Source organism: Bradyrhizobium prioriisuperbiae (assembly GCF_032397745.1).
Lineage (GTDB): Bacteria > Pseudomonadota > Alphaproteobacteria > Rhizobiales > Xanthobacteraceae > Bradyrhizobium_A > Bradyrhizobium_A prioriisuperbiae.
On record NZ_CP135921.1, the window covers coordinates 4,842,704 to 4,862,345 of the forward strand.

Sequence of the window (19,642 nt, forward strand, 5' to 3'; positions counted from 1 at the left end):
TCCCAGGGGTGGAGGGCACGATCCGGGGTTCGCGGTGTGTTCGCAAGGGTTATCGCGGCGGGCGAGCCGTTCCGGGGGGCTGATTTGTCGAAGGGCGCAATCAACGACCGTTGACACGGACGTTACGGAAGCATCGGGCCTGCCCGAATTCGCATCGGTGACAAAGGCAATAATTTCAGAGATCGAGCGGAGGGCTTACGATCATTCGAAGCGCTAGATTAGCCTTCTTAGTTTCCTCTCCGCGTCAAGTTCTAGTTCAAAATTCCACGGCAACGGCGTCAGAAGCTTCGCTAATCCGCCCTGCGCTTTTGCTTGTTGCAAGGTCGGCATTTTAACTCTTGATCCCCTCAGCTCTAAGAAGGTCGTTGAAGCTCATATGCACAACACCCTCTTTTTCGCAAATATCAGGAATTTTTTGGCGCTTCTCACTTTCCTGCATTGTGTTCAGCTTCTTTTCGGAGCTTATCACAGGGAGCTTAAGGGTCTTAGCCAAAGCTATAATCGTTAAATCGTTTAATCCAACCGTGTTTTTCCGGTTCCCGTTGTATTCAGAAACGATCGATGAGTATTTGATTTTCATTTCTTCATAGTTGGCTACATAGGCCTTCCAATCCCAGAATTCTTCTTCGATCTCTAGCTGAAGATTCGCCTCGTTCGCCTTAATGCAGTCGCCGATGGGTCCGGGAAGGTGGCCAAGTTCTTCATATATTTCCGTTGTTACCGCGAACTTGCCTGCGGCGATCAAGTCAGCGACGCCAGCCCAAATTGATGAATGTATATCCTCTGGCATAAATTCCAGAGGAGTGCTGAGGCCAGACGTATCGAGGCAATACGCCTTCATTTAGTCCCTGAAGCGGTCGCGGATATCCTCTAAGTGAACCAGATTCCTGATTCCCATAAATTCTCCGGCATTATGATTTGTGATTGCGCCGTTCGACCACGCCTCTAGGACAAGGCCTGTATAAAGATCGCCTCTCGACGACCGAAAACGTGATGCGTAATATTTGGGGCGTCCACCGCCTTCGAAAGAGGCCTCCTGCTCAAGAAATCGCTCCCTCATAACCTTCCAATAGAAATCCTCTCGAACGTATCCTAGCTCGACAAGTCTTATCAGCGCGGCATGACGGCTTACGCAGAATGCGTTGGCAATTTTCGATATGCGCTTGTCGTCGATAGACTGTTCTGGTCGCTCAGGCTTTGGAAGCACCTTAGCAACTTGATCCGCAGGCATCAGAAATGCGCCAGCAAATGCGTCGCACCAATCCTCAACGGTTTTAGCCCGCGTTTTTTCGGGAGCCGTACGGAGCGGCCCACTGATAGCGCTTTCTCTTAGCACAACGTGACCAAGTTCGTGTGCGAGTGTGAACGCTTGCGCCGTAGGCGCTTCATTGCTGAAAATAACTACTGGAAGAGGTGACGCAAAAAGACACATACCCCGTGCGCCAAAATTCGCGAGGCCGGAATTCTTCATCACGATTATGCCCGCGCGCTCAAGATAGTTTCTGAATGCCGAAATAAACTTATCTTTGTCATTTCCTTTACGAGAGAGTTGCTCTGCCATAGGCAGTGCAATTTTTTCGCGCACACGACCCGCGACTACGTCGGGTTTTTCTGTCGTAGTGGCGAAAAAAGTTTCCGGTATTCGCATTGGCTCGCTTCCAACCATCGCAAAAAGGTCGATCGCATTCAGCCGGACTTCTTCAGCTTCTGACTGAATAAGCAGTAGTTCATACTGTTCAGTCGGTTTGGGAACCTCACGGTGCATCCGAAAGTCTGGGACGAGATCCAGTTCTTTAACCGGTGGCTTGCTTTTCGAGAGGAGCTCCATGAACGGCAGGTCGTAGACTCCTGCAAGCTTTCGGGCTTGTTTAATGGTTGGGATAACCGAGCCCGATTCCCAATTCTGAATATGATCCGGGGTGACACCGGCGCTCGCCGCCGCGCTGTCAGGGGTCAGCCGAACGCGCTCGCGGGCCCATTTCAGGACTTCGCGGTTAATCGGTGCGCGTTCCTTTTTTGCCGTGGCTGCCATGTCGTTATCCTATCTGAAAGATAATCACGGAACCCGCATAAGTTGAGCGAGAATTTCACTCATTTCGGTTACCGGAAGGGGGCTGGCAGGGAAAATTTGTTTCCTACAAGCTTTTGGGTAGGAGTGCTGTTAGGGGCTTCTCTCACAGCCGAAGTCGTTAGCGGGCACCGGTTATTGAGGCGTCGGAGCATGTGAGTTCCATCATTCATGGCTCGGGTGGGCGATTGCTGGATGACCGACACGCTGCCTGAGCTGGCCATTCCCTTCTGGATTATTGTTATGTTATAACATAACAAATATGTTCAGCAGGAAGCCCGACATGGCCCTCGATCATCTGATGGACGTGCTGCGCCAGAACCTGCAGCAGCAGGCGCGCAGACACATGACCTGGTTTCAAGACCAACTCGTTGTGTTCGACGACAGCAAGGCGGAAGCATTCCTGCTGGAGAACTGCGTCGGTTATGACGGCACCATCGATCTGCGGGAGCTCGCCGAGGCGATCGAGAAGGCGAGGGTTGCCGGATGAGGCGTCCCGAAGACCGTCCTGGTAACGTCATTGTTTTCGTCCCGAAGCCGGACCTCGAACGGGCGCGTCTCATTCGCGAGGCGCACGCGATCTACGAGTCGATATTCCCGACGCAGGTGCCCGACGATGGGGTCGCGGAGCAGGCGGACAGTGAGTCGTGTGAGATGTGATCCTGTCTTTTACCTTCAGCCCAGCAACTCAAAGCAGACAAGCGCAGGCTCGAAACCGACGAGCACCACGCAATCTGGAGCAGGGTCTTTGCAGAATAAAAATTTAGTTATTTCAATGAATTATGAAATGTGACGAGATTGTCGGCGCTATTCTCTGCAAAAAGTGATTGGAATATTATTGCTCATGGTGAGATAAGGCCCCATATTCCCTGCAAAGGATGCAGAGAATATGACATATATATACGAGCTTAAGGGGTGGCCTGACTTCCATTGGAATGCCGAGCGGCTGGTGGAGCGCCTGGCGGCGGTACGCCATAAGCAGGGCAGGCTGATCGGCCGGATGGAGGGGCTAGGGTTCAACCTGCGGGCCGAAGCGGCCTTGCAAACCCTCACCGAAGAAGTGGTCAAATCCAGCGAAATCGAGGGCGAGGTCCTCGATAAGAACCAGGTGCGTTCATCGCTCGCCCGCCGCCTGGGGATGGACATTGGCGCGCTCACGCCCGCCGATCGTCACGTCGAAGGCGTCGTTGAGATGATCCTTGATGCCACCGAGAAGTACGCGGAATCGCTCACCACGGAACGGCTGTTCGATTGGCATGCGGCTCTGTTTCCGACAGGGCGCAGCGGCATGCGAAAGATCACGGTTGGTGGTTGGCGCGTGGAGCAGGCGGGGCCTATGCAGGTCGTATCCGGCCCTGTCGGTCGAGAGCGGGTTCATTATGAAGCACCGGTCGCCGGACGCCTCGAAAATGAAATGCAGCGCTTCCTGGATTGGTTTAACGGCGTTGCCAGCATCGACCCTGTCCTTAAAGCGGCCCTCGCTCACCTTTGGTTCGTCACCATCCACCCCTTTGAGGATGGTAATGGTCGCATCGCGAGAGCGATTGCAGATTTGGCTCTCGCGCGATCGGAAAACAGCGCTCAGCGCTTCTACAGTATGTCGGCGCAGATCCGGAAAGAGCGCAATGCGTATTATGAAATTTTGGAAAGCACGCAGAAGGGCGAGCTGGATATCACCCCATGGCTTGCGTGGTTCTTGGGATGTCTGGACCGTGCTTTTGAAGGGGCCGATTCCATCCTTGCTCACGTGCTTAGCAAAGCGCGATTCTGGGAGCTGCATGCCGGGGATCTCATCAGTGAGCGACAGCGAGCCGTCATCAATAGATTGCTGGACGGTTTCGAGGGTCAACTAACATCATCAAAATGGGGAAAGCTCACCAAGGTCTCGCAAGCGACAGCGGCGCGCGACATCGAGGGGCTTATTGAGCTTGGCATCCTACGGAAGGATTCCGCTGGAGGACGCAGCACAAGCTACTCATTTGTCTTGCCAGAAGAGACATAAACGGATTCAGCGCTTTGTGATGGGTTCCCGGGGGAACCAATCCGGCGACAAGCGGGTTGTCGCGGATGGCTCAAAACCCGGGAGATTGCCGTGACAATCGCAAGGATCATTCTGGCCGGCGCCGTTGCGCTCACGATCATCAGCCCGGCGGCCCGGGCCGAACAGGATCTCACGGGCATGATCACGAAAATTGATCGGATCAGTGGCACCATCACCATTCAACGGACACAAAGCGGGACCGTCGGCTCCGCAAGCGGTGGCGCTGCGGAAGAGTATAGGGCCCAGAGCGGCGTGTCGCTGGATGTCGTGCATGCCGGTGACAACGTCACCTTCTCCACGACCGATACCGGCGGCGGGATGAAGAGCGTCACAAAACTTCAGAAGCAATAGGGCTAAGCAATAGAGCTTCGCGCCGTCAGGGACGTGGGCCGCCGGGGGACTCGTTTCGACTTGCCCCCACCTTCCACCGCTTACGCGCTTGACGCCGTAACGCCAAATCACCGACGCTGAATAGGCTCGCAACCATTCCGGTTGCGGGCGTTTTCTTTTCATTTCGGATCAGCGCGACGAACCCGCCCCCACACCTGGAGGCGGGATTTTTGTTGGTCGCGGTGATTTCGACAGGAGGCGGCGCGGGATGCGGCCGGTCTCACGGAGATGACGGACATGGCAGGACGTGTGAGTGTCTACACCGGGGAAATCGCGGACCGGATTATCGAGCAGGTGAAACAGGGGCGGTCGCTCGCCCAGGTGTGCCGCGATCCCGGAATGCCCAACGAGAGCACGGTGCGCGCCTGGGCGCAGGCGAACCGCGACGGCTTCGGCTCACGCTACCGCAGCGTGGCCCGCCCGTCCGGGCATCCCAGCAGTTATACCGACGAGTTGGCGGAACGGATCTGCACCGAGCTGCGCACGGGCCGCACCCTGGTCGACGTCTGCCGCGACGAGGGCATGCCCTCCGAGCACACCGTGCTGGAACGGGTGCAGCGCAATCGCGGCGGCTTCACCGAGCGTTACCGGCTGGCGCGCGAGATCGGCTATCTCGTCATGGCCGACCAGATCATCGAGATCATCGACGACAGCAGCAATGACTGGAGCGAGCAAGTCGACGCCAGCGGTGACGTCAGGCAGGTGTTCAACCGCGAGAACGTGACGCGGTCGCGGCTGCGGTTCGAAGGCCGGCGCTGGCTGTTGTCCAAGGCGCTGCCACGGATCTTCGGCGAACGGCTCCAGCTCCAGCCGATCGCCGAGCCGAGCGATAGCTGGAAGGAGCTTCTGAAGCAGGTCGACGGCCGTTCGCGCGGGCTGCCGAAGCCCCCGGAGTCGTCATAAGCGCGCGGGGCGACGAGGCAGCTTTCCGGACAACGTCCGAAGCGCTAGAAACGGCGGTTTCTCTTGCCGCACGGACAATGGCCATGATCCTCTCCGCAGACCGCCGGTTCACCTCTCCCTATGCGATGTCGGCCTTTGTGGCGCTGACGGAGAAGCGGCTTGCGTTCGAGGTCAAAACGCTGGACCTCGATGCCGGCGCCAACAACGATCCGGACTATGCCTTGATATCGCTGACCCAGCGGGTGCCGATGCTGGTCGACGACGGCTTCGCGCTGTCGGAGTCCTCCGCCATCGCCGAATATCTGGACGAGGTCTATCCGCAGCCGCCGATCTATCCGGCGGATGCGAAACTGCGTGCGCGGGCCCGCCAGGTCCAGGCCTGGCTGCGCAGCGACCTCATGCCGATCCGCGCGGAGCGCTCGACGGTGACCATCTTCTACCAGCCGATTGCCGTGCCGCTGTCGGTGGCCGGCCAATTCGCGGCGGCGAAACTCTGCGCGGCGGCGTCCGAGCTGCTGGGCCACGGCGGCGCGCATCTGTTCGGCGGGTGGTCGATCGTCGACGTCGATCTCGCCATCATGCTCAAGCGGCTGATTGTGAATGGCGATGAGGTGCCGTCCGCGTTGGTGCGTTATGCGCAGGCGCAGTGGGAGCGGCCGTCGGTGCAGGCCTGGGTGCGGCGGGAGCGACCGGCGCTGTGACGCGGTGGTCCGCGTTGGTCGCGCCATCTCTTCGGCTTATCCGTCTCCTTCGCGCAGTCGCGCCTCAACCACCTCGCCATCGTCCTTGATGAGGCGGCCGATGTGCGGATCGGGCAGCAGATCGAGGACAAGCTCGGACGGCCGGCACAGGCGGGTACCCTTGGGCGTGACAACGATCGGGCGATTGATCAGGATGGGATGCGCCAGCATGACGTCGATGAGTTCGTCATCGCTCCATTTGGGGTTGCCGAGATCGAGCTCCGCGTAAGGCGTGCCTTTCTGCCGCAGCAGTTCGCGCGGCGTGATCGCCATGGCGACGATCAGGGCGATGAGGCGCTCGCGGGACGGCGGCGTCTTGAGGTATTCGATGATCTGCGGTTCGCTGCCGCCCTGCCGGATCATCGCCAGCGTGTTGCGCGAGGTGCCGCAGGCGGGGTTGTGGTAGATGGTGACGCTCACGGGTGGGCCTTTGCCTTGATGGAGTTGGCGCTGACAGGTTTGATATTGCCGGACTCATACCAGCCGCGCGATGCCTTGACGATCCGAACCACCGATAGCATCACGGCACCTTGCCCAGCACGCCGACCACGGTGGCGAGCGCAGCGCCGGAGTCGAGCCCGAATAGGCTGATCGCTGCGGCCACCGCCAACTCGAAGAAATTGCTGGCGCCGATCAGCGCCGCAAGCCCTGCCACGCACCAGGCGACACCGAAGCGCCGGCTCAGCCAGTAGGCGAGGCCGGCATTGAGATAGACCAGGATCAGGATGGGCACCGCGAGCAGCGCAATCACCAGCGGCTGCGCTAGGATCTGCTCGCCCTGGAACCGAACAGGAGGATCAGCGTCGCGAGCAGCGCCATGAGCGAGACCGGCTGCAGGTGGCGCAGCGTCGCCGAAAAGCTGATGCGAGCATGGCGGTGCAGGGCGCTGCTGCCAGCAGGATGAGGCCGGCGATGTAGCTTGAAATCTGCGCCGCCGGCGGCAGCGGTGCGAACAGGTGACCGATGAACAGCGCCATCGAAAACGGCTTTACTGCCCAGTTGATCAGAAGCGTGATGCCGGCGCTGCGCCAGTGGCTGCGGACGTCGCCGAGCACCCAAAAATCGATCTTCAGCAATGATCATCAGCCAGATCAAAGTCGCCGCCGGGATGTTCACCCGGGCGAGCTCGGCGCCAGCAATCATTGCGAACATGCCTGGCGCCAGATAGCCGAGCGCGATGCAGAGCGCGACCCAGAGCGAGAAATAGCGTTCGAAGAGGCTTATACTGTCCTCACATCTTGTTCGACGCACTTACGTATGAACGCGCTTCCGCTTTGTCGCTGCCGGACTACAGGCCGTCGCCAGCGCAGGCGTGCAGATCTCGGGATGGCCGGCGCAGCAGTCCTCCATCAGGAACTGGATCAACGCGGTGAGGGTGCCGTAGTCGGCGGAGTAAATGATGGAGCGAGCCTCGCGCCGGGCGGTGATCATACCGGCATGTTCCAGATCTTTGAGATGGAACGAGACGTTGGAGGGGGAAACCTCTGCGGCGTCCGCGATCGCGCCGGCGGCCATGCCGTCCGGCCCCGCGCGCACCAGCATGCGTATGATGCGCAGCCGGGTCTCCTGGGAGAGAGCTGCGAACGCGATCTTGGCTTGACGTTCATCCATTCCTTGCATCCATTCCTTGATAGTAATATATTTCTATAATTATTAAAATAAGGATAACCGAGATGCCTCCCGCTGCCAACCCCGTTTCTTCATGTTGTTCCGCTCCAGACCTCCCGTCCGACATCTCCGCGGAAATTTCCACCGCGGTGCTGCTCGGCACGCTGGCCGGTCATGCCGGCAAGGCGCTGGTGTTTTACTATGACGGCCGCGACGTGAAGCCGAGCTATCACGTCACTGAAGTGAAGAGCGGGCGGTTTCATGCGCTGGACTGCGGCGCCAATCCCGAGAACTGGGACGAGACCTTCATCCAGCTCTGGGACATTGTCGAGGAGAGCCACGGCCATATGCCAGTCGCGAAATTCCTCGCCATCATGCGCAAGGTGAGCAACGTGATGCCGTTCCATCCGGACGCGAAGCTCACCTTCGAGGTGAGCGACGGCGTCGCGCCGATGCAGCTCTACAAGGCAGATGACATCGCGATGGACACAACCACCGTGCGGGTCCGTCTTAATCCGCGACCATCGAGCTGCAAGCCGCGCGACCGCTGGCTGGAACAGCAGCCGTCGTCCTGCTGCGTGCCGAGGGCCGGATAAGTGACAGTGCAGCGGTCCGCGCGTCGTTTCCGACCGCCGCGCGGATGTCCGTTCCGGTTTTCGGGCCAAAAGTTGTTTCGCTTGTTCTGAAACCCGAAGGCTGCTGCTTCATACGCTTGCGGGTGTTGCTGCTTGCGCCGCTGTGCTCGGGCTTGGGAGCCGGCACTCGTGGCCAGCGACCTCGTCGGCGTCTCTCCTGGGTTCGGTTCCTGATGTCATTTCCAGCGATTGCGTGGTGCGCAACCGCAGGTAGTCAACATGGCTGCAGCAGGCTCCTTCCTTGTCGCGCGGTTTGAACTGAACCGTGTCCTGGCGCGACCAAGGAAAGTAAAGCTCCGCCTGTCGTTTGACGGGCCGGTTTGTTCCATGGGCTGTTCCGATCACGCCTGGGCTGTTTTCAAGCCGGCGTCGCCGCGCCATCGAGGAAGACGACGATGTCGAACTTCCATAATTTCGAGACCAAGGAGCCGCTGAAGGTGCTGTACATCGGCTCCAGCGGCAACGGCAATGTCGTGCTGCGGCATGCCATGGGCCTGAGCAGCTTCCGCGCCCCGCGGGTGATCGTCGCCAACGGGGCCGGCACTGTGAAGCCGGTCGCGATGGCGGGCAAGGACGAGTCGCGCTGGAGCTTCAGCGGGCTGCGGCCCGGATCAAGCATCGTGGCGATCGATGGCAACGACAAGGTCCTGGTGCAGATTCCGGTGAAGATGTTCACGGAGGCGCTGTCGTGGAAGCCGGTCAACGAACGGCTGAACGGCCGCGGCATGAGGATCGCGCTGGATGACCATATCGACTATGTCTGCTACGCCTCGGACATCGCGGGCGAGGGCATCTTCTTCCGCCCCAAGAGCTCCGGCGAATTCACCGCGGCCATCACCGATACACGGATGTTCCACCACGACGACCGCGGCGATCCCTTTGGCCGGATGGCGGCCTCCGCCACCATCGGCGAGGGGTATCGCGAGGTCAGTACGCCGAGCCTGCATGTCGCTATTCATGAAACGATCGCGAGTGTGCACATCGACAGCTTCGCCTTCATGCTGCAGTCGCCCGAAGGGGAATATGTCATCGGTCCGGATGTCGGCCAGCATATCTTCGACGAATTGCTGTTTCGCATGCCGATGGCCTGGCTGCGGCGCAAGAACCTGCCCTTCATCGCCTCGGTGCTGCAGGTGATCCATCCGGTGCTGCCCAATTCGACCAACCGCTACAACAGCATCATCGGCGCCCGCGTCGCGCTCGGCGGCACGCCGCGCCGCGACCTGAAAGCGGGCATGCCGCGGCTGAATTTCGAGAGCACCTATGACTGGGGGCCCTCGAGCACGGCGAAGCGCTGGAACCACGAGATGACGCTGAATATCTATGGCGGCGGCAACACCGACCGCGGCCCGGACTGGGTCGTCGGCATCAAGGGGCAGGTGCTGTGCGGCGACGTCAAATGCAACGACCGCGAGGAATCGGTCGGGCTGTTCCTGAAGGTCGGGCAGTAGTTTGGAATTTATGGGATGGTTCGTCTGACCGCGTCATAGTCGACCTAACCCCTCATCCTGAGGAGCAGGCGAAGCCTGCGTCTCGAAGGACGAGGCCCTTAACTGCGGCATCTGTGGCCTCGTCCTTCGAGACGGCGCTTCGCGCCTCCTCAGGATGAGGGGATAAGTTCGTGTATGACGCAGTCAAACTATGCGCCCTACGCGTCGTGAGTGCTGAGCACGCCTCACACGCCGTCGAGAATGATCACGGTCGGTGCGCCGGGCAGCGCCCCGCGTGACATGGTCAGGCTGCGCGATGTCCGGACGTCGACCGCGAAATCCTGGCCGATCCGCCGCATGAATTCGTCGAGCGGCGTCATGAAGCGATGCATCGGCAGCACCACGGAGGCGCGCAGCCGCTTGGTGATCTCGGAAATGCCGTCGAGCGACATGGTGTAGGTGCCGTCGATCGGCACCATCACGATGTCGAGCCGGCCGATGGCGGCGAAATGGCTCTCATCCAGCTTGTGATGCAGATGCCCGAGATGGCCGATGCACAGTCCGGCCACCTCGAACACAAAGATCGAGTTGCCGTCCCGGATCATCGCAGCACCCGCGTCGTCGCTGTAGTAGCGGCGGATGTCGGTGGTGACGTTGCGGATCAGCACGTCGCCGACCCGGGTGTCGATGTGCGCCGGCGTGCCGTCGTCGTTCCAGCCACGCAGCACGGTGGCGATGCGCGGGTCGGGCGAGCGGGTGTAGTGGGTGCTGTGGGCGCGGTTCATGGTGACGACGTCGGGCAGCCGTCCCGTCACATAGTGGCCGCTGAAATCGGTGGCGATCCGCACCCCGCCGGGAGTGTCGATTACATAGGTGGAGTGGCCGCCATAAGTGATCGTCACCTCTTCGGTAACGGCTGCCGTGCGCCGCAGGCTGACCGGCAACACGCGCGGCATCGTATTCGCCATGGCCAGACATTCGCTGGCGCGCGGCGCGACCTGCGCGGTGCTTTGCGCCATTGTCTGTGCGTTGGCCGGCAGCATCAGTGCCAACACAAAAGCAAGGGACAAAACCACACAGCGACTGGCGACAAAGCGAAACACGGCGGTTTCCTTCGATCGGGGATGACGCATCCTATCGCCGGATCAGGCGGCTGTCATGGTGGGGGTGCGTGGTGCCTCCGGCACGATCTCGTCGGTCCACACCTTGAATCTGACCAGCTTGTTCGGCCCGAACGTTTGCGTGATCGGCACGTCGGCCGCGTCGCGGCCCTGGGCGATCAGGATGCGGCCGATCCGCGGAATGTTGTTGCGCGGATCGAAGGTGTACCAGCGCCCGCCGATGTAGGCTTCGAACCAGCCGGCGAAATCGCCCGGGGCATAGGGCGGGGGCGTGCCCATGTCGCCGAGATAGCCGGTGCAGTAGCGGGCCGGAATGTTCATGCAGCGGCAGAAGGCGATGGCCAGATGCGCGTAGTCGCGACACACGCCCTTGCCCTCGTTGAAGGCTTCCCACGCCGTCTTGGTGGCGCGGGCGTGCTGATAGCCGAATGCAATATGCTTGTGAACGAAATCGCAGATTGCCTGGACGCGCTTCCAGCCCGGCGGCGTCTTTTCGAACAGCTTCCAGGCGATGTCGGAGAGACGGTCGGTCTCGCAATAGCGGCTGCCGAGCAGATACACGATGGTCTCCGCCGGCAGGTCCTCGACCGCGTGCTGGGTTGCTCCGGCCACCACGATGTCGGGCTGGCCGCTGTCACGAACGATGCCGTCGGCGGTCAGTCTCATTTTGCCGGCTGGCGCCATGATGCGGCTGCACCAGTTGCCGAAGCCGTCGCGGTATTGGAGGATCTGCACCGCGGGTTCGGTGGTCAGATAGTCGGGCACGATCACATCTGACGCCCGGCTGAAATGGGTGCCCAGCACCATGATCACCGGGGTGGGCTGCGGGAAGTCGTAGATCATCTCGTAGCCGACCCGGATCTTCATCAAGCGTGCTCCTGTTGCGGTCAGCTCCGCGCGTGTGCTGCTGTTGTGTCGATGCCGACGCGACATGCGCAAGCGCCGCTCCGCGAACGGTGCCCCCGAACAGCTTGCGCCTTTCCCGGGATAAAGTCTGCTCAGAACGCGAGGTTCCGACGGCAGCGGCAGCCTCATTCATGGGCAACCATGCTGCTTGATGGGCAACCATGCGGCCGCCTTCGCGTTGTCGCCGGTGGCCCGTGCGGTGGCGTGCAATCGTCGCCGCGGATCGTTGGTCGATCAGGGCAAAGTGTCGCATTGGGAGTTCGGCAAATCATGACGGAACTGAAAGCTTACGTCCCCCACAACGCTCTGGTCCTCGTTGGCGATGGCCAGAAGGCGCTTTTCCTGCGCAACAAAGGCAACGCCCATCAGGTCCAACTCGCCGTCGAGCGAATTCTCGAACAGGACAATCCGGCCACGCGCGAGCAGGGGACCGATCGTCCCGGGCGATCCAATGCAAGTGTCGGCGCCGCCCGCAGCGCCATGGAGGAAGTCGACTGGCACTACATCGCCAAGGAACGGTTCGCTACCGAGATCGCGGCCGCGCTTTATCGCCGGGCTCACGCCAATGGATTCGATACGCTCGTGATCATCGCTCCGCCCAAAGTGCTGGGCCACCTTCGCAAGGCATTCCATGTCGAAGTCACCGATCGCATCACCGGCGAGTTTCCCAAGGAATTGACGTCGCATCCGATCTCGGAGATCGAGAGGCTGGTCGCGGCTTAAACCGTCGTGTGGCATATCTCCTCATGGTGAGGAGCGCGGCACGCGCGTCTCGAACCATGAGGCCACATCCTTCGAGACGGCGCTTCGCGCCTCCTCAGGATGAAGGATTAACGCTGCGGCTTAGGTCGTCATCTCTCGCATCGATCGGAAATAGTGCTCGGCGTGCTGGAGGTAATTCTCCGCCACGACCCGGTCTGCCTCGTTGCGGGCGAGGGCCAGATAACGCTCGTAGTTGCGCTGGGCGTTCTGGGGATTGGTTGCCGAGGAGCGGGAGCTCCCGACGGAGTCTGTGGGGCGGGTGTTTTGCGGCCGGGAATTTCGCGAGTTGCTATTGGTCATGCGACTGGTCTGCGGGCGCGGTTGCGCCGTCGCGGGCCGGGAGTCGGAAAAAATTGTCATGTTGGTCCGTATGCGCACCGGCAAAGGCCGTGCGCGTTTCATTCGAAGACTTGTCGAGGGCAGCGCAGTCGACGGGCGCGATGCGGCAAAGGCAGCGATCAGACTTCGATGGGAGCTGGACGTTGGACCAGGCGACTGATCAAGAACACATGTTCAAGATGATGGGCTTAAGCTGACAGAAGCCGGGTCGGATCCAGGTCGACCAAATTAACATAGGAAGACAAAGTGGCGGTTTCAAGTTGCCAAACAGACGGAGCCACATCGGGCTACTCGGCCGGCGCGGTCTTGACGTTGACCTCCACGTCCATCCCGAGTTCGTCGTCGCGCTCGCCCCAATAGGTGCCGAACAGCGGGATGGCCTGGCCTGGAACTCTCGCCACCGCAACGCGGATCAGGTCGCGATTGCCGACAATGCCGTTGGTCGGATCGAACTCGACCCAGCCGGAGCCGGGCACATAGATCTGGCACCAGGCATGGGTCGCTCCGCCGCCCTGCACTGCGGGTCCGTCGCGGTCGGGCACGTAGATATAGCCGGTGATGAAGCGTGCGGCGAAACCGAGCGTGCGTGCGGCTTCGATCATCAGCAGGGCGAAGTCCCGGCAGGTGCCTCTGCGGAGCTCGATCGTGGTGGCGGGACTTTGCGTTCCCGGCGCGGTGCGGCGGGAATACGAGAAGCCATCCGAGATCGCCTCGTTGAGGGTCATCAGCACCTGGCCGGTGGGGTGTTTGGTGCCGCGCATCAGAAACGTGTCCAGCCAGCGGCCGACATGGTCGTCCGGATCGGCAGAGCCGCGCTGAATGTAGGGCGCAAGGTCCGGCGCCTCTTCCGCGTGATAGCTGAAGGGATGCTCTCTTGCGTAGTCCTCGATCCGGAAATCCGGGGCGTTTTCCGGCGTATGATCCAGCTTGATGACGCAATCGAACCGCAGGTGATCGCTGACGCAGTCGAAATCCACCTGCGCGACACAGTTCCCGAATACGTCGTGAAGCCATTTCACCTCGGCAGGCTTCGGCGTGACCTCGAGCGAGAAATTGATCAGCCGCTGGTCGAAACTGTCCCGCGGGCGCGCCATCATCTGGTGCCGGCCCAACCGGACCTGGCGCTTGTAGCGATAGGTCGTCACGTGCCGGACGATGAAGATGGTCATGATGGGTGCAGGTCCTTCCCGCCGTTGGGCGGTGGCCGTCACGGACGGTTCGGCGGGAGCGGCATCCTATCCCCCGATCGGTTGACTGTCATGACGCACCCGGTTGCGCCCTCAGCCTGATTTGGCGTCATTCCCGCGACGTTCTGTCCCTGTCGGCGGACGCCACCTGCGTGAACCCCTCCAGATGGTCCGCAGACGAACAGGAATGCCGAAAAGCCGGAGACAATGATGGCCCTGTTTGAGGAATTCTCGATCCGTGGCGCGATCGAAGGGACAGCTTACGCCCACGCCCAGGGCATTTTCATCGCTTATCCCAATCGCATCGACTGGAAGAAGCGGTACCGGCCGAAGCCGCTGCGCATGCCGGATGACAACGGCATCTACCACAGCGTCAACGAGTTCGAGCAGCGCTACCAGGACATGAAACATCATCACGAGACGATGGTGACGAAGATGCTCGACCGCATCCGCCATCATGCGGCGGGCCGCGCCGTGCTCGCCGAGTTGAAGGAGCGGCAGTCCTATTCGGTGAACATCTTTCCGTTCGACTTCCTGAACTCCAGCGACTGGGCCGCCAATCCCATCGCCTTGACCCAGCCCGTGGCCGTTCCGCAAACCGCCAAGGAGATTGCCCATGACAGGAAACCGCTGGGGACATCGATGTGCGTCGAGGGCTCCTGCTTCGGTTTTCGCCAGGCCTCCAGCGTCGAATTGTTCTACTCGCCGCACCGCGACAGCGAACTTGCGGACGCGGACGGCACGCTGCTGCACGAACTGGTGCATGCGGTGCGCTTTCAGCGCGGCAACTTCCGCAGCAAAGGCAAGGAGGTGAATGGCGGCTACAAGAACCAGGAGGAGTTCTTCGCCAATGTGATCGAGATGATCTACCGGTCCGAGAAGCGGCAATCGATCTTCGATTACCGGTTTCACCCTATCCATGCCGACACGTTTCTCGACAAACCCCTGGTGCCGACCCCGCGCGAATTGCTGACCGCCTTCCGACAGCAGCAGGGCACGTTGTTCGATGCCCTTGTGAGGGTCGAGGCGCGCTTCAACCCGATGCGGCAGATGGATATCGAAGCCGGGAATTAAGCCTGCTTGCCCGCCAAGGCGGATGATGACACTGAGCGTGCGAGACGCTTCAATTCTTAACATCGCTGGGGCGGATCCGTGGAACCCGCTCCGACGGATTTGGACTCACGCCTCGGTCAGCGCGCTCAGCCGCGAGGCCAGCACCGCCATCGATTCCTTGAGGTTGGCACGGCGGGTCATGAAGCTGCGCGCGGCCACCGGATAGGCGAAGTGGGCGGGATCGTTAATGCGGGTGCGGGCTTCTTCGGATGCGATCTCCTGGTCGAGCGCGCGCACGGCCTTCTCCATGTCCGCCAGCATTGTGCTGATCTGGGCCGCCTCGCGCGAGACGGTGTTGCGCGGTGTTTCGAAATAGATGAAGGGCTTCATGGTTTCGCTCCGGGCTGGGACACCCCCAAGGGTGATTGCCCGTATCGCCGCAAAAAACCTGCCACTCCCGGTTCAAACGCTGCGTTATCCACTACTTACGCGCTACTACTTAGGCGCCCGGACGTGCCGCGCTCTGGGTCAGTGACGCCAGCGCCGCAGCGAGTGCGGTGGCCGCAGCGTCAGCGCGTTTCTTCTCGAAAATCGCGAATTCCAGATCAGGCAGCCGCGGCAGGCCCTGCGCGGTGCCAAGCACACGCAAGCCCGGGCCGACCACGCTTGCGGGCAGCGGCGTGATCGCCAGGCCCGCGAGTGCCGCGGCGCGCACGCCGGTGAGGCTGGGGCTGGTGTAGACAATCTGCCAGGCGAGGTCGCTGTCGCGCAGCGCATTGAGCGCGGCCTCGCGCGACACCGAATGTTCGCGGTAGAGCGCCAGCGGCAGTGCCGCGCCGGCTATCGGCATGAAGGTGTCCGCGGCCGCCCACACCAGCGGCTCGCGCCAGGCGAGACGTCCGCGCGAGGTGCCGAGCGGGCGCTTGGCCAGCACCACGTCCAGCCGCCCGGCATCGAGCTGCGCGATCAACTCGGCACTGACGCCGATCTGCACCTCGAGCTTCACATGCGGATGCAACGTGGCGAAGCGGCCGAGCGCGGGCGGCAGCGATCCCCCGGCGACTTCTTCCACCGCGCCCAGCCGCACGGTGCCGGAGAGCTGCGGCGCCAAGAGCCGATGGCGCGCGGCTTCCTCCAGCTGCAGCAGATGGCGCGCGTCGCCGAGCAGCATTTCGCCATCGTCGGTCAGCGCCACCGAGCGGGTGGTGCGGCGGAACAGCGGGCGCCTGGCCTCGGCCTCGAGCCGCTTGATCTGCTGGCTGACGGTGGACTGGGTCAGATTGAGACGCTCGGCCGCGCGGTGGAACCCGCCGCAATCGGCCACGGTGACGAAGGTGCGCAGCAGTTCGAATTCGAGCATGAAAGCATTGATCGCTATTTACGATCAATTATATTATAAAATATCGTTTCTATAATCAATGGCCGGCGCCTAGTTTTCCGCTCGAACGATCAACCGAGCGGGAAGGGCCCAGGCCATGGCGACCACATCCAATCAACACACCAACAATCGCAGCGCGCGGCTTGCACGTGCCGCAGCACTCTGCGATGGCGGAAAGATCTGTCCGCCGGAGCGGACGACACAGTTGCTCGAAGCGGTGATCGAGCCCGGCGACCGGGTCGCCATCGAGGGCGACAACCAGAAGCAGGCCGACTGGCTGGCGACAGCGCTGGCCAACGCCGATCCGGCGCGGCTGCACGACCTGCACATGGTGCAGTCGGTGCTGGCGCTGCCCGATCATCTTGCGGTGTTCGAGCGCGGCATTGCCAATCGGCTGGATTTTTCCTTTGCCGGGCCGCAAAGCCGCAAGCTCGCCGAGCTGGTGGAGCGCGGCGCGCTGACCATCGGCGCCATCCACACTTATCTCGAACTCTATGCCCGTTTGCTGGTGGATCTGCCGCCGCGCGTGGCGCTGGTGGTGGCCGACAAGGCCGACCGCGACGGCAATCTCTACACCGGACCGAACACCGAGGACACGCCGACCATCGTGGAGGCGACCGCGTTCCGAGGCGGCATCGTGGTGGCGCAGGTCAACGAGATCGTCGACCGGCTGCCGCGGGTGGATATCCCCGGCGGCTGGGTCGATGTCGTGATCCCGACGCCAAAGCCCTATGCCATCGAGCCGCTGTTCACCCGCGATCCCGCGAAAATCCGCGAGGACAAGATCCTGATGGCGATGATGGCGATTGCGGCGGTCTACGAACCCTACGAGATCCGCCGGCTCAATCACGGCATCGGTTACGCCACCGCGGCGATCGAACTGATCCTGCCGACGTTTGCCGCCGCACGCGGGCTGAAGGGCAAGGTCGCCACCCATTTCGTGCTCAACCCGCATCCCACTTTGATCCCGGCGATCGAAGCCGGCTTTGTCGAGAGCGTGATGTGTTTCGGTTCTGAATTGGGCATGGAGCGTTATGTCGCCGAACACGCCGATATCTTTCCGGTTGGCGCCGACGGCAATCTGCGCTCCAACCGCGCGCTGGCGCAGGTCGCAGGCCAATATGCCTGCGATCTCTTCATCGGCGCGACCCTGCAGATCGATGCGTTGGGCAACAGCTCCACCGCCACCAAGGGCCGCATTGCCGGCTTCGGCGGCGCGCCGAACATGGGCGCGGATGCGCGCGGACGCCGTCACACAAGCCCCGCCTGGCTGCGCGCGGGCCGCGACGGCGGCGATACCCTGCGCGGCCGCAAGCTGGTGGTGCAGATGGTGGAGACCCGCCAGCCCGACGGCACCCCCAGTTTCGTCGAACGGCTCGACGCCTTTGATCTGGCTGAAAGCGCCGGCTTCGCACTGCCGCCGGTGATGATCTATGGCGACGATGTCACCCATGTCATCACCGAGGTGGGCGTTGCGAACCTGCTGCTGTGCCGGTCCCCCGCCGAGCGCGAGGGCGCGCTGCGCGCCATCGCCGGTAATACTGATTTCGGCCGTGCGCAATCACCAGAGACGACCAGCGATTTGCGTGCACGAAAAATCGTGATGCTGCCGTCCGACCTCGGCATCGACCCGTCGACCGCCACCCGCGCACTGCTCTCAGCACAATCGATCGGCGATCTCGTCACCAGCTCCAGCGGTCTCTACACACCGCCCGCGAAATTCCTGCGCACCCGCGCCGCGTAATCGGCCGACACAAGGAGATGACCATGTTGACCATGCAACAAGATGTTCGGAGCTTCGGCGATTCACCTGTCGGATCTTCTGCCGGGGTGTCCCGGCTCGATCACGCCCGAGAGCTTGCGATGGCTCTGCTGTCCGGCCGTGGCGAGGCCTCCGGCGCCGCCGTCGCCCGCGAGCTGCATGAGGTGTTGCGTAAACTGAATGCCGACGACCGGCTCGGTTTCCAGCGCTTCCTGGCTGCGGGATTCACCCCCGACCCTGTGACGCTACGCGCCGCGGCCGACGCCTATCTCGCCGGTGCTTCGGCAGAGACCGCGGCGCAGCTGGCGCAAGTGGCCGATCCGCCGCGGCAGGAGCTGCTGCGCCGGATGAACATGGCGCCCGGCGGCACCGCGGCGCTGGTGGCGATGCGCAAGGACTTGACCGCGCGCCTGCGCGACGAGCCGTCCCTGAAGCCGCTCGATGCCGACCTCAAGCACCTCCTCGCGTCATGGTTCAACCGCGGCTTTCTCGAACTGCGCCGCATCGACTGGCAGTCGCCGGCGGAGGTGCTCGACAAGCTGATCGCCTATGAAGCCGTGCAAGAGATCAAGGGCTGGGACGACCTGCGGCGGCGTCTGGCGCCGGACCGGCGCTGCTTCGCGTTTTTCCATCCGGCGCTGCCGGGCGAGCCGCTGATCTTCGTGGAGGTGGCGCTGGTCGAAGGCCTCGCCGGCGCGGTGCAGCCGCTGCTTGTGGAAGACGGCGATGACGACGCGGCACGGGCGCGGGCCGTGCGCGCCGACACCGCGATCTTCTATTCGATCTCGAACTGCCAGGAGGGCTGCGCGGGGTGTCGTTCGGCAATTTCCTGATCAAGCAGGTGGTCGAGGAATTGAAGGCCGAACTGCCGCACCTGACACATTTCTCGACGCTGTCGCCGGTGCCGGGCTTCCGGCGCTGGCTGAGCAAGCGGCTGGCCACAGCGGACGATCCCGATGCGGCGCTGTTGTCACAGCTGGCGCGCGAGGGGTGGTGGCGCGAAACAACGGCGAGCGAGGCGTTGCGCCCAGCTCTGCTGCGGCTGTGCGCGGCCTATCTGACGCGCCAGGCATCGCCACGCGAGCCCGCTGATCCGGTGGCGCGGTTTCATCTCGGCAATGGCGCGCGGCTGGAGCAGATCAACTGGCTCGGCAACACCGCGCCGCGCGGCCTCACCGAATCCTTCGGCATCATGGTCAACTATCTGTACGACCCGTCGACCATCGAGGCCAACCACGAGGCGTTCGCCCACGGCGGCACCGTGATTCGCTCGCCGCAGGTCGATGCACTGATCGGCATTCAACCGCTCAGTTGATCCC

The 19,642-nt window shown here is 61.9% G+C and carries 20 protein-coding genes and 2 pseudogenes; 11 read left to right on the forward strand and 11 right to left on the reverse strand.

The features are described from left to right. Positions 1 to 331 precede the first annotated feature (331 nt). The gene (locus tag RS897_RS22800; protein WP_315830989.1) at positions 332 to 841 is read right to left on the reverse strand and encodes a DUF4411 family protein; all 510 of its coding nucleotides are present in this window, start codon (positions 839 to 841) and stop codon (positions 332 to 334) included. Beyond that, positions 842 to 2,032, reverse strand: a complete 1,191-nt coding sequence (locus RS897_RS22805) for an XRE family transcriptional regulator (RefSeq protein WP_315830990.1) — start codon at positions 2,030 to 2,032, stop codon at positions 842 to 844. 319 nt (positions 2,033 to 2,351) lie between these two features. On the opposite strand from RS897_RS22805, the gene RS897_RS22810 reads away from it, so the two are divergent. The 5 genes from RS897_RS22810 (at position 2,352) to yfcF (ending at position 6,103) form a co-directional block, all read left to right on the forward strand. After that, positions 2,352 to 2,558, forward strand: a complete 207-nt coding sequence (locus RS897_RS22810; RefSeq protein WP_315830991.1) for a hypothetical protein — start codon at positions 2,352 to 2,354, stop codon at positions 2,556 to 2,558. A 399-nt stretch (positions 2,559 to 2,957) separates the two neighbouring features. Then, positions 2,958 to 4,070 (forward strand): Fic family protein, encoded by a 1,113-nt coding sequence (locus tag RS897_RS22815; RefSeq protein ID WP_315830992.1) that lies wholly within the window; start codon positions 2,958 to 2,960, stop codon positions 4,068 to 4,070. Positions 4,071 to 4,160: 90 nt separating this feature from the next. Continuing rightward, positions 4,161 to 4,460, forward strand: a complete 300-nt coding sequence (locus RS897_RS22820) for a copper-binding protein (protein ID WP_315830993.1) — start codon at positions 4,161 to 4,163, stop codon at positions 4,458 to 4,460. A gap of 276 nt (positions 4,461 to 4,736) precedes the next feature. After that, a complete protein-coding gene (locus tag RS897_RS22825) occupies positions 4,737 to 5,402 on the forward strand; it encodes a terminase small subunit-like protein (protein WP_315830994.1) in 666 nt (221 codons plus the stop codon). Between the two features lie 83 nt (positions 5,403 to 5,485). Continuing rightward, positions 5,486 to 6,103: a glutathione transferase gene (gene yfcF / locus RS897_RS22830; RefSeq protein WP_315830995.1), complete on the forward strand. Its 618-nt coding sequence runs from the start codon at positions 5,486 to 5,488 to the stop codon at positions 6,101 to 6,103. Positions 6,104 to 6,139: 36 nt separating this feature from the next. Here yfcF and arsC read toward each other — a convergent pair whose 3' ends face one another. From arsC to RS897_RS22845, 3 genes and pseudogenes are all read right to left on the reverse strand, one after another. Next, positions 6,140 to 6,562 carry an arsenate reductase (glutaredoxin) gene (gene arsC, locus RS897_RS22835; RefSeq protein WP_315830996.1) on the reverse strand — a complete coding sequence of 141 codons (423 nt, stop codon included), beginning with the start codon at positions 6,560 to 6,562 and terminating at the stop codon, positions 6,140 to 6,142. Continuing rightward, positions 6,559 to 7,366, reverse strand: a pseudogene (locus tag RS897_RS22840) (arsenic resistance protein). Before RS897_RS22840 ends, arsC begins: the two are co-directional and overlap by 4 nt. Positions 7,367 to 7,393: 27 nt before the next feature. Then, complete coding sequence (locus RS897_RS22845; RefSeq protein WP_315830997.1) at positions 7,394 to 7,753, reverse strand: ArsR/SmtB family transcription factor; 360 nt, start codon at positions 7,751 to 7,753, stop codon at positions 7,394 to 7,396. A 62-nt stretch (positions 7,754 to 7,815) separates the two neighbouring features. Here RS897_RS22845 and RS897_RS22850 point away from each other — a divergent pair, with 62 nt between their 5' ends. After that, positions 7,816 to 8,346, forward strand: coding sequence for a DUF6428 family protein (locus RS897_RS22850; RefSeq protein ID WP_315830998.1), 531 nt, complete (start codon positions 7,816 to 7,818; stop codon positions 8,344 to 8,346). A gap of 434 nt (positions 8,347 to 8,780) precedes the next feature. Then, positions 8,781 to 9,836, forward strand: coding sequence for a hypothetical protein (locus tag RS897_RS22855; RefSeq protein ID WP_315830999.1), 1,056 nt, complete (start codon positions 8,781 to 8,783; stop codon positions 9,834 to 9,836). A gap of 224 nt (positions 9,837 to 10,060) precedes the next feature. Here RS897_RS22855 and RS897_RS22860 read toward each other — a convergent pair whose 3' ends face one another. Beyond that, the gene (locus RS897_RS22860) at positions 10,061 to 10,858 is read right to left on the reverse strand and encodes an MBL fold metallo-hydrolase (RefSeq protein ID WP_315838718.1); all 798 of its coding nucleotides are present in this window, start codon (positions 10,856 to 10,858) and stop codon (positions 10,061 to 10,063) included. Positions 10,859 to 10,960: 102 nt separating this feature from the next. Then, entirely contained in the window at positions 10,961 to 11,803 is an 843-nt protein-coding gene (locus RS897_RS22865) for a transglutaminase-like domain-containing protein (RefSeq protein WP_315831000.1), read from the reverse strand. A gap of 309 nt (positions 11,804 to 12,112) precedes the next feature. On the opposite strand from RS897_RS22865, the gene RS897_RS22870 reads away from it, so the two are divergent. Continuing rightward, on the forward strand, positions 12,113 to 12,565 hold the full coding sequence (locus RS897_RS22870; protein ID WP_315831001.1) for a host attachment family protein: 453 nt from the start codon (positions 12,113 to 12,115) through the stop codon (positions 12,563 to 12,565). Between the two features lie 120 nt (positions 12,566 to 12,685). Here RS897_RS22870 and RS897_RS22875 read toward each other — a convergent pair whose 3' ends face one another. Beyond that, on the reverse strand, positions 12,686 to 12,904 hold the full coding sequence (locus RS897_RS22875) for a DUF4167 domain-containing protein (RefSeq protein WP_315831002.1): 219 nt from the start codon (positions 12,902 to 12,904) through the stop codon (positions 12,686 to 12,688). Between the two features lie 326 nt (positions 12,905 to 13,230). Continuing rightward, positions 13,231 to 14,112, reverse strand: coding sequence for a transglutaminase family protein (locus tag RS897_RS22880; protein WP_315831003.1), 882 nt, complete (start codon positions 14,110 to 14,112; stop codon positions 13,231 to 13,233). A gap of 228 nt (positions 14,113 to 14,340) precedes the next feature. Between RS897_RS22880 and RS897_RS22885 the strand changes: the two genes are divergently transcribed. Further along, positions 14,341 to 15,204: a hypothetical protein gene (locus RS897_RS22885; RefSeq protein WP_315831004.1), complete on the forward strand. Its 864-nt coding sequence runs from the start codon at positions 14,341 to 14,343 to the stop codon at positions 15,202 to 15,204. A gap of 105 nt (positions 15,205 to 15,309) precedes the next feature. On the opposite strand, the gene RS897_RS22890 is transcribed toward RS897_RS22885, so the two are convergent. Both RS897_RS22890 and RS897_RS22895 read right to left on the reverse strand, forming a co-directional pair. Beyond that, positions 15,310 to 15,573, reverse strand: coding sequence for a hypothetical protein (locus RS897_RS22890; protein ID WP_315831005.1), 264 nt, complete (start codon positions 15,571 to 15,573; stop codon positions 15,310 to 15,312). Positions 15,574 to 15,682: 109 nt separating this feature from the next. After that, complete coding sequence (locus tag RS897_RS22895) at positions 15,683 to 16,543, reverse strand: LysR substrate-binding domain-containing protein (RefSeq protein WP_315831006.1); 861 nt, start codon at positions 16,541 to 16,543, stop codon at positions 15,683 to 15,685. 115 nt (positions 16,544 to 16,658) lie between these two features. On the opposite strand from RS897_RS22895, the gene mdcA reads away from it, so the two are divergent. Further along, the gene (gene mdcA / locus RS897_RS22900) at positions 16,659 to 18,305 is read left to right on the forward strand and encodes a malonate decarboxylase subunit alpha (protein WP_315831007.1); all 1,647 of its coding nucleotides are present in this window, start codon (positions 16,659 to 16,661) and stop codon (positions 18,303 to 18,305) included. 119 nt (positions 18,306 to 18,424) lie between these two features. Beyond that, positions 18,425 to 19,638 (forward strand): annotated as a pseudogene (locus RS897_RS22905) (malonyl-CoA decarboxylase). Positions 19,639 to 19,642 lie beyond the last annotated feature (4 nt).